A 9,488-nucleotide genomic window follows, 5' to 3' on the forward strand; every position below is an offset into this window, starting at 1 on the left:
CCTGACTCCTGACTCCTAGCCCTAACAAAAAGACTTTTTCAGCAACCCCTACATATTTACCACTACCAGCTTCCTAAAACTTTAGTTGCCGCTAACACAGAATTAATGTAGGGTGGGCATTGCCCACCACTATATTCTACACCGTAAACTTATCGGTGATGCGCTTCATAGCTACTTCCACATTTTCCCGACTATTAAAAGCAGAAATGCGGAAATAACCTTCACCCGCAGCACCAAAACCAGAACCAGGAGTTCCTACCACATTTGCAGTTTGTAGCAACTTATCAAAAAATTCCCAACTAGATAAACCATTAGGAGTTTTAACCCAAACATAGGGCGCATTCACACCACCATAAACCTTTAAGCCGGCATTTGTGAGTTGTTCGCGGATAATTTGGGCATTTTCTAAATAGAAACTAACTAAAGCTTTAATTTGCCCTTGTCCCTCTGCTGAATAAACCGCCTCTGCTCCTCGTTGTACTATATAAGAAACACCGTTAAATTTGGTAGATTGACGACGATTCCAGAGCTTCCAAATTTCCACATCTGAACCATCTGCGGCTTTGGCTGTGAGGGTTTTGGGTACAACAGTTAAAGCGCAACGAGTACCAGTGAAACCTGCATTTTTAGAGAAAGAACGAAACTCAATAGCACAGTCTCTCGCACCTTCAATTTCATAGATAGAATGGGGCAGGGTAGGATCTGTAATGTAAGCCTCGTAAGCAGCATCAAAGAAGATAATCGAACCGTTGGCTTTAGCGTATTCTACCCAGGCTTGCAGGTGTTCTTTGGTAGCAGTTGCACCTGTGGGGTTATTGGGGAAGCACAGATAGATTAAATCAACCTTTTGGCTGGGAATTTGAGCGGTAAAGTTGTTTTCTGCGGTGACGGGTAGATAAACTAAACCTGCAAACTCGCCTTTATCATTGGCTATTCCAGTGTTTCCCGCCATGACGTTAGTATCTACATACACGGGGTAAACTGGGTCTGTAACGGCTATGGTGTTATCATGACCAAAGATATCTAAAATGTTGCCTGAGTCGCATTTAGAACCATCAGAGATGAAGATTTCATCAGCCTCAATTGCTGCTCCCCTGGCTTGGAAGTCGTGGGCGGCGATTTTTTCCCGTAACCAATTATAACCTTGTTCTGGACCATATCCTTTAAAAGTAGAGCGATCGCCCATTTCCTCTACAGCCCTAATCATCGCCGTCCGACAAGCCTCTGGCAAGGGTTCGGTGACATCACCAATACCCAACCGGATAATCTTAGCATCAGGATTTGCCTGAGCAAAGGTATTCACCCGACGAGCAATTTCTGGAAACAGGTATCCTGCTTTTAGCTTCAAATAGTTGTCGTTAATAGTTGCCATACTAAATCATGAAAAAATGCACTAACACAGCTTACTGCTAATTTATGAATAATAGTATAAATTTATCTCTCACTCCAGATGCAGAGCTTAAAATATTTGAGGTTTATACGCCAATTAAGCACTATTAAAAATGTTTTCCAGTAACTTTTTCAATATCCTCTAAAAAAAATCTAGAAAATGCCAACTTGGCAACCAAGGCGTAATTAACCAAGTTAAATTTATGAAAGATAAATCAATGCAGCAAAAACATAATAATTTAAGTTTCACATTTGCTGCGACAGGAATATCACGGCGTATAGTTACTGTTGTTGACTTACAAATTAGCCCCCCTAAATAACAAACAGTTTCTATACATATTCCTGAACGCCCCAGCAGCAAATGTAGGGTGGGAGGTTAAAGGCGATTGGTATGCCTACTCCCACTTTTTTTATGGTGATTGGATAATCTTCAAATCTGTCTCATCAGTGTAATCCATTAAATCCGTGATCGTGATCGTGATTGAGATATATCTCTTCTCCTCCTCCCTTCCTTACTGTCACCTGTATTTTGTCTCCTTTAAAAACTCAATAATTGCCGCATTTACCACTGCAAAAGCTCCACTAGAAGCATCATGATAACAATTAGGCAAAATTTGTAACTGAGAATTAGGGATATATTGATGTAATTTCTCACCCTGAATTACAGGAAACCAACTATCTTGATCACCCCATAAAATTAATGTAGGACATTCAATTATTCCTAAATTATTTTGAATCTTTGTGAGCATATTTGGTTTCTTGGCTAATGAATTTTCAATTGCTCTTATTGCTATTTGTAATTCTTCTGCAACTTTGATTAAAGTCCCCTGTAGTTCAATATAAGGGTAGGTAATCCAATAAATATCTTCTTCAGTCAAAATTGAAGGATCAAATAATACCTTACGTCTTTCTATTGCCATTACTTCTTTAACTAAAGGTGCAAACAAATACGGTAGCCGTAATTTATCTATTATCTCGACTATTTCTAATGGCATCTTGGCAAGTAATCCCATAGCCCAATGAGGTAATTTATCCGTAAAAATAGGAGCATTGATTACTACTAAATGCCCAATTGTGTCGGGATTTTGTCCTGCTAAAGCTAGAGCTATTAATGCTCCTAAAGATTCTGCAACAACTACGGGGGGTTCATCACATAATGCTTGAATAATTCGCTTTAATTCAATAATTTGATGTCCTTCTTCTTCTCTACGACCTAGAGGTTTTTCTGAAAAACCAAACCCTTTAGCGTCACAACAAATTACCCGGAAATATTTAGATAATGGCTCAATACTATGCCGCCAATTATAACTCCAACTGCCTAGACCATGCAATAAAATTAGTGGTTTTCCTGTACCTTTTTCGCCATAAGCTATTTTGACGGGATAGCCACTTGCATCTGTGATAGTTAGACTTTGTTGCCCTTGAGGGAAATTAACCTGCCACCAATCTTTCATGAAATATTTTAGTTACCTATTAAAGCTTTTGAGATCATACTAATTATTATCACAGGTAATGCAACTAAAACAATAGTTATTAGTAACAATCCAGCAATAATCGCCAAGATAAACCACTTGTCTGCTTTATTTTTCCGGTTCGGATCTCTTAAAGATGCTTCTAATAAGTTAAGATTATAACTGTTGGCAGTCCAAGCAACATCAAAAAAGTCGCCTAACACAGGGATAGCACCAACTAAGGCATCAATAATTATATTTAAGATCATTTTGCCCAAAGTGGTTTTAGACACGCCTAATCTTGCGGCTTCTAAGATAATATAACCAGATAATATCATTCCCAAAATATCACCACCAATAGGGATTAATCCCATGATGGGATCTAAGCCTATACCTATTTTTGTACCAGGAATAGTAATTAGATGATCTAATAATCTAGATATCTGACGTAGACGTTTTAAGCTTGATGTATGTGTATGATCAGAAAAATTAGACATTATCGCTATTTTGATTTGTTAATTTAATTGACTTGTTAGTTTTAGAGTGCATAGCTTCACCAACGGTTACATTCAATTGTTGTCCCACTAGGAGAACAAAGGCACTTAACCATAACCACAACATTAAAACAATAAAAGTTCCTACTGCACCATAAACTTTATTATAGTTACCGAAATTTGTCACATACAGCCGAAATAAAGCCGAAAGTATTGCCCAAAAAATAGCTGCTAAAATTGCTCCTGGCATCAGTGGTGTACCAGGTTGCCAAATACTCGGTCCATAGCGATAGACAAAGCCAAAAGCTAAAGCGACTATAGTTAGTGCTAAAGGCCAAAGTAATAATTGCCAAATATGCAGCAAGAAGGTAAGATAAGTATTATCATGTACAACTATGCCTAAAACTAAATCACTGACAAAAACTAAAAAAGAAGCCGTCATTAATAGTAAGATAGTGCCAATTGTTAACCCCAGGGAAACCAGTTTTGCTTGCCAAAAGTTGCGAGTATTGGACGGGGGAATTTGCTGAATTTGGTCGAAGGCGGTCATGGCTGTACTGATAGCACCAGAAGCTACCCAAAGAGCGATCGCAAAACTCACGGAAAATAAGCTAGTATTTTTAGAGTTGGCAATTTCTTCAGTAGCAAAATCACTAATCAGTCTCCAAGCTTCATCTGGTACAACTTGACTCAGTTGAAACGCTAATTGTCTAAAGGTGTTTTGCAGAGACTCAGCCAATAAACCAATAGCTGTCAGTATGGTCAAAACGGCAGGAAACAGCGATAACATGGAATTAAAGGCAATTTCTGAAGCTAAACCTAAAAGTCTCTTCTCAATTGTTTTTGTGATCGTTTTTTTTAATGTCCGCCAATTCAGATGGCGAAAGAACCTGATAAAATTGAAATTGAGCATATTTATTGCACTTCTGGCAGAGTTTCCCGTGGTGGCTGCGTCAGTGATATTACCGAAAAATTGAGTTTCACATTTGTTTGAGCTTCTGTTCCTATTTGCGTGTTAATCCTATCATCACTGATTTGCCATTTCAATTGTAAGTATTTTATAATGGCTTGCGATCGCTCTTGAATAATATCTTCTCGTTCCGTTAGTTGCTGATTAAATGTCACCTCCAGATTTAAATTCGGGTGTTCCTGCAAAATTTGCCCAGCACGGTCTAAAATTTTGGTATTATTTGGCGTTAATACTGATTGATTTTGTTCAAAAGATATAATCCCTAAAGCAGTAGGTATTCTCTCCATCTTGACTTTAGCCAACTGATAATCAAGCTTACTTCTAATATTATCTGTAATCAAAATTTGAGCATCTCTATCAATATCTCTTTCACTCAAATATACTAACCTAATCCTTAATGTTTCAACAGAACTACTGATTAACTCATAATTAATTAATTTCGCTGGTTCAGGAAGTTGAATATCACCCAAAGAATTTTGAACCTCTTGAAGTAGATTTGCTTGCAACTGAGCAATAGTAATAACCTTTTCACCAGGCTTTTCTTCTGCTAATTGGCGTAAAAGTTCATTTGATGCGGTAGGAATTTCAATTAGCTTTAATCCTAATAACTGCGGCTGTTTCCCCAATCGTTCTGCTAAGATATTAATATAACTCTTTTGTTCTTCAGGTGTGTATTCTTTACTGCTAAATACCTGAATTTGAATTGTCAATTTATTCTTTTGCTGTAAGGTAGAAATATTACTAATATAAGAACGGGTTTCACCATTGGGAAAACTCGCAAAAGTCTTCTGCCATACTTCTGTTGCTGCGCTACGAATTTGATTTTCTCTTTGCTGCACATAAATTTCTCGTCGTAGTTGGATTAAAGATTCATTTAAAGGAAAGATAATCGCACCAATGGTACTAAAAATTAATAAAAATCTTCCTGGCAAACCTCCAACTTTTCTGATCTGATTGTATACAGGTAACTTCTCTAAAAAACTCTGCATCCATAAACTTTCTTTATCTGTTGTTCGCCATTCTCTAACTTGTTTTCTCACCTGATCATTATCAATATGTAAACTTAGAAAAACCAACATAGCAGTAAAAGTAATCGCTACTAAGTTAGTGAAAAATAATAATCCCCCACCACTAGCTACCTGTAAGCCTTTGACAGCATCTAAACTGATTGCTAAACCAATACCATAACCAACTACACATAAAGGCGGCATCAAAGCCACTGCAATAGCCACACCAGGGATTGAAGTTGCTATCCCTTTTGATTCTTTACAAATTGCCACTGAACCCACTGCACCAGAAAATAAAGCAACTACCAAATCTAAAATATTAGGGCGAATCCTAGCTGCAATTTCACCAGTCATTTCTTTAAATGGTAGTAAAGATACCAGTAGCACCGCAAAGGTAATGGCTAATGTGCAACTCAAAACTAGATTCAACAGCGCTCGCATAGCTAAAATTACATCACCCGCAGCGAGCGCCAATCCATTGGCTAGAATACCCCCCATCAAGGGAGAAATTAGCATTGCCCCAATAATTACTGCTGGACTGTTCAGCACTAATCCTAGAGTAGCAATACCAGCCGCAAATAAAACCTGAATCCAATAGCTGGAATCTTCAAGCGTTACTGATCTGCATATATCCAAATATACTTGTTCTTTACGAGCTTGACTAATTCCCAAGTTATTTGCAAACTTATCTCTAAACATATTTTCAGTATTGATAAACGTCAACTATTACTGTCAATATATAGCAGGGAACAGGAAACGGTAAATGAATACAGTGATTCCCTTCGTATTCAAGAAATAGGTACTTACAAAAAAAACTTCTATGACTCAAAATTTAACACAACAGTGGTTAGCCGAAATTCAAGCCTTGAAACAGCAGATAGCACAACTGCAACAAAAATGTGATGAGGCTTGGGAAAGTTCTCAAAAATGGCGACAACTATATAATACTGAATCTGAACAACGTCGGACAGATGCTAAAATGTATCAACAAGCTATATCTATGGGATACGCACACTCATCTGTAAAAACCGAAAGTACAGAATCTCAATCCATTGATATGAAAGTATCTTCTGAGATAGAATCAACTTCTGATGAACAAGAAATTATACAAATTACTTCCGTAGAAGAATTACAAACTAGGCTAATTACTGTCACCCAAGAGCGCGATCGCTTTCTCAAAGCCTTGAAAATAGAACAAGAAAACCACACCGAAACCCGTCAAGGACTAACCAACGCCTTGGGTGACGCTATTGACAGTTTAACAAGATTACGAGCAGAAGGGGCAGAAAGGGCAAAAGCAGAGAAAGAAGAAGAATAATTGACTACCCTGTTACCTTTCCCCAAGTATACTACACACAGCAGTAGCGATTCCTAGAAATTGCTACTCAATTTTACATTTAAATAGGCAAGATGTGATGGAAAATTTGTCTATAATAAAGACATAAAGAGGTGAAATTATGCAATTTGTTTCAGACACGGAAGCCAACCAAGCTTTTGCAGCAGTCATTGATAAAGCGCAACGTGAACCTGTAACCATCCGTCAGCAAAATCGTGATATTGCCGTTATTATGTCTATTGAAGATTATCAACAAATAACTCGGATTAATATTCAAGAATTTCAACAATTTAGACAAAGTATCGGACATAAAGCCCAAGAACGTGGTTTAACTGAAGACAAGTTGAATGAGCTTTTAAGCAACGATCAATAGTTTTATGCGTCTAGTTCTTGATACTAATGTGTTAGTCAGTGCTGTTTTGTCTCCTGATTCTCTTTCGGCAAAGGTTTTAAACTATTATCCCACTCTGACAGAAGAGGTATAGCAGGTATTTATGGTTCACACTCCTCAAGCACCAGTCAATTATTTTTCCTTTGAAGATTACTATGCCTATGATGATGGCACTGAAAATCGCTATGAATTAGTGGATGGAGAATTAGTTTTAATGCCACCAGAATCAATTTTAAACTCTGATGTATCAAGACGACTTTTATTCGCATTATATAAATTTATTCTTCCTCATCTGTTAGCATACAAAGAGGTTTCGATTGAGGTAAGTGGACGTAGAGCTAAGGTAAGAATCCCTGATTTATTAATCTTGGGTGAAGAATGTCGTGCTGCTTTAGAAACTACGAAAGGAGGAACAATTACCCATGATATGCCACCACCATTAATAGCTATAGAGGTGGTATCACCTGGTACTGAAAATCAAGTCCGAGACTATCGTTTCAAGCGTTCTGAGTATGCAGCTAGGGGAATTGCTGAATATTGGATTGTTGATCCTGTACAGAACAAAATTACGGTTTTATCTTTGGTAGAAGGCTTTTATGAAGAATTTATCTATACAGGTGATAATTTGATTAAAAGTGAAGTATTTCCAGAAATTGAGATTAAGGTAAGTGATATTCTTGGTTAATAGATAGCAATTAAAAGTATTAGATATCTCCAAAAATTAAATATGCTTAAACCTTTGTTGGGGACAATTCATGAATTGTCCCTACACCTTTTTCGAGAGGTCTATTATGGTTGAGCGATCGCGTAATTAAAAAAACCCTAAAATTCCTTCAAAATCCCATTGCTTCAGCTACCGCTTGCATTTCTGCGGGGATACCCTGCTTAAATTGAGCGTGACTGTGTTTAATAGCTGTATCTGGGTCTTTTAAACCATTACCAGTCAGGACACAAACCACAGTTGCCCCGGTGGGAACTTGGTCTTTCACCTTTAACAATCCAGCCACAGAAGCCGCACTAGCAGGTTCACAAAAAATGCCTTCTGATGAAGCTAACAGCCGATAAGCGTCCAAAATCTCCTCATCGGTGACGGCATTGAAGCTTCCCTGACTGGCTGATTGGGCTGCGATCGCTTTATCCCAACTGGCAGGATTCCCAATGCGGATCGCTGTGGCAATGGTTTCTGGATTCATGACCACTTGACCATTTACCAACGGTGCAGCACCAGCAGCTTGAAAACCCATCATTTGCGGTAAGCGATCGCACTTTCCGGCTTGATGGTATTGACAAAAACCCATCCAATATGCTGTGATATTTCCCGCATTCCCCACCGGTATACACAACCAATCGGGGGCATCTCCCAGGGCATCTACCACTTCAAATGCTCCTGTTTTCTGTCCTTCCAAACGGTAGGGATTGACAGAATTCACCAAGGTAATCGGATAGTTATCTGCCATTTCGCGGACAATTTCTAAGGCCTGGTCAAAATTCCCTTTAATGGCTAACACCTCAGCCCCATATAATAAAGCCTGTGCCAATTTACCTAAAGCCACATAACCGTCGGGAATCAACACAAAGGGTTTCATCCCCCCACGACGGGCATAGGCCGCTGCGGCTGCGGAAGTGTTACCTGTGCTGGCACAAATCACCGCTTTAGCCCCTGCTTCCTTGGCCTTAGTAATTGCCATTGTCATCCCCCGGTCTTTAAAACTGCCAGTGGGGTTTAATCCATCATATTTTACCAATACTTTAACCTGTCTGCCGATGCGTTCAGCGATCGCTGGCACTGGAATTAAAGGTGTATTACCTTCCAACAACGTTACAACTGGGGTTTTTTCACTGACAGGCAAGTATTCACGATAGGCTTCTATCAGTCCTGGCCAGGGTCGAGAATGAGATTTAGCAACAGACAGGCTCAAAGTCACGGGATTTAAAATTTCTTAACTATGGATTTATTGAGGGAACGATTGAATTGTTCTATGCAGGTCTCCCACCAGCCAATTTTATCCTAAAGTGGGACTGTTAATCTACTATAATACCTTAATTTAGCTAATATCCTCACTCCGTCAGGTAATCTCAACTCTGTCCAAGTATCTATAACGATATTCTTCTAGCTTATGGATTAATCAAAAAAATATTAGCCTAAATGATTTAAACTATACATTTTTTTTAATAAAGCTTAAAATAGCATTATCATAAAATCACCTATGGTGTGAGTTAAATTTCGGATTTAAAAAATCATGTCTACATCCTCTTCTACCAGTGTTGCTCATTACGAATCCCAAGTTAGCTTGGTCAGCAAGTTAACAAAGGCTTATTATCAGGATGATCAGCAAGTCAAATTTATGGACTTGCAAGCTGAGGTAGACTCTTTACTACAACAGTTACAAAAACTGAACAGCCAAAGGTTGGTAGATTCTAACGACCAACAGGAATAACATACAAGAAAA

General features: G+C 38.4%; 10 protein-coding genes. 4 read left to right on the top strand and 6 right to left on the bottom strand.

The window, feature by feature from the left end; genetic code table 11:
- Positions 1-136: 136 nt before the first annotated feature.
- The 5 genes from VB711_RS19775 to VB711_RS19795 form a co-directional block, all read right to left on the bottom strand.
- Positions 137-1,372 carry an LL-diaminopimelate aminotransferase gene (locus VB711_RS19775; protein ID WP_323287970.1) on the bottom strand — a complete coding sequence of 412 codons (1,236 nt, stop codon included), beginning with the start codon at positions 1,370-1,372 and terminating at the stop codon, positions 137-139.
- Positions 1,373-1,907: 535 nt separating this feature from the next.
- Positions 1,908-2,843, bottom strand: a complete 936-nt coding sequence (locus VB711_RS19780) for an alpha/beta hydrolase (protein WP_323287971.1) — start codon at positions 2,841-2,843, stop codon at positions 1,908-1,910.
- Between the two features lie 8 nt (positions 2,844-2,851).
- The gene (locus tag VB711_RS19785; protein WP_323287972.1) at positions 2,852-3,337 is read right to left on the bottom strand and encodes a DUF4112 domain-containing protein; all 486 of its coding nucleotides are present in this window, start codon (positions 3,335-3,337) and stop codon (positions 2,852-2,854) included.
- Complete coding sequence (locus VB711_RS19790) at positions 3,330-4,247, bottom strand: YihY/virulence factor BrkB family protein (protein ID WP_323287973.1); 918 nt, start codon at positions 4,245-4,247, stop codon at positions 3,330-3,332. Before VB711_RS19790 ends, VB711_RS19785 begins: the two co-directional genes overlap by 8 nt.
- Before the next feature lie 2 nt (positions 4,248-4,249).
- Positions 4,250-6,010, bottom strand: coding sequence for a DUF389 domain-containing protein (locus VB711_RS19795; RefSeq protein WP_323287974.1), 1,761 nt, complete (start codon positions 6,008-6,010; stop codon positions 4,250-4,252).
- 121 nt (positions 6,011-6,131) lie between these two features.
- Between VB711_RS19795 and VB711_RS19800 the strand changes: the two genes are divergently transcribed.
- The 3 genes from VB711_RS19800 to VB711_RS19810 all read left to right on the top strand — a co-directional run bounded on the left by VB711_RS19800 (position 6,132) and on the right by VB711_RS19810 (position 7,723).
- Entirely contained in the window at positions 6,132-6,629 is a 498-nt protein-coding gene (locus VB711_RS19800) for a hypothetical protein (protein ID WP_323287975.1), read from the top strand.
- A 139-nt stretch (positions 6,630-6,768) separates the two neighbouring features.
- Positions 6,769-7,020 (top strand): type II toxin-antitoxin system Phd/YefM family antitoxin, encoded by a 252-nt coding sequence (locus VB711_RS19805; RefSeq protein WP_323287976.1) that lies wholly within the window; start codon positions 6,769-6,771, stop codon positions 7,018-7,020.
- Positions 7,021-7,141: 121 nt separating this feature from the next.
- Positions 7,142-7,723: a Uma2 family endonuclease gene (locus VB711_RS19810; protein WP_323287978.1), complete on the top strand. Its 582-nt coding sequence runs from the start codon at positions 7,142-7,144 to the stop codon at positions 7,721-7,723.
- A gap of 148 nt (positions 7,724-7,871) precedes the next feature.
- Here VB711_RS19810 and thrC read toward each other — a convergent pair whose 3' ends face one another.
- Positions 7,872-8,963: a threonine synthase gene (thrC, locus tag VB711_RS19815; protein WP_323287979.1), complete on the bottom strand. Its 1,092-nt coding sequence runs from the start codon at positions 8,961-8,963 to the stop codon at positions 7,872-7,874.
- Positions 8,964-9,278: 315 nt separating this feature from the next.
- Between thrC and VB711_RS19820 the strand changes: the two genes are divergently transcribed.
- Positions 9,279-9,476 carry a hypothetical protein gene (locus VB711_RS19820; RefSeq protein WP_323287980.1) on the top strand — a complete coding sequence of 66 codons (198 nt, stop codon included), beginning with the start codon at positions 9,279-9,281 and terminating at the stop codon, positions 9,474-9,476.
- Positions 9,477-9,488 lie beyond the last annotated feature (12 nt).

Origin of the sequence: Cronbergia sp. UHCC 0137, from assembly GCF_034932285.1 — a bacterium.
Lineage (GTDB): Bacteria > Cyanobacteriota > Cyanobacteriia > Cyanobacteriales > Nostocaceae > Cronbergia.

What these genes read in the sequence shown, in the direction of transcription:
- VB711_RS19775 (WP_323287970.1), bottom strand. Translation starts at nt 1,372, where the DNA reads ATGGCAACTATTAACGACAACTATTTGAAGCTAAAAGCAGGATACCTG.
- VB711_RS19780 (WP_323287971.1), bottom strand. Translation starts at nt 2,843, where the DNA reads ATGAAAGATTGGTGGCAGGTTAATTTCCCTCAAGGGCAACAAAGTCTA.
- VB711_RS19785 (WP_323287972.1), bottom strand. Translation starts at nt 3,337, where the DNA reads ATGTCTAATTTTTCTGATCATACACATACATCAAGCTTAAAACGTCTA.
- VB711_RS19790 (WP_323287973.1), bottom strand. Translation starts at nt 4,247, where the DNA reads ATGCTCAATTTCAATTTTATCAGGTTCTTTCGCCATCTGAATTGGCGG.
- VB711_RS19795 (WP_323287974.1), bottom strand. Translation starts at nt 6,010, where the DNA reads ATGTTTAGAGATAAGTTTGCAAATAACTTGGGAATTAGTCAAGCTCGT.
- VB711_RS19800 (WP_323287975.1), top strand. Translation starts at nt 6,132, where the DNA reads ATGACTCAAAATTTAACACAACAGTGGTTAGCCGAAATTCAAGCCTTG.
- VB711_RS19805 (WP_323287976.1), top strand. Translation starts at nt 6,769, where the DNA reads ATGCAATTTGTTTCAGACACGGAAGCCAACCAAGCTTTTGCAGCAGTC.
- VB711_RS19810 (WP_323287978.1), top strand. Translation starts at nt 7,142, where the DNA reads ATGGTTCACACTCCTCAAGCACCAGTCAATTATTTTTCCTTTGAAGAT.
- VB711_RS19820 (WP_323287980.1), top strand. Translation starts at nt 9,279, where the DNA reads ATGTCTACATCCTCTTCTACCAGTGTTGCTCATTACGAATCCCAAGTT.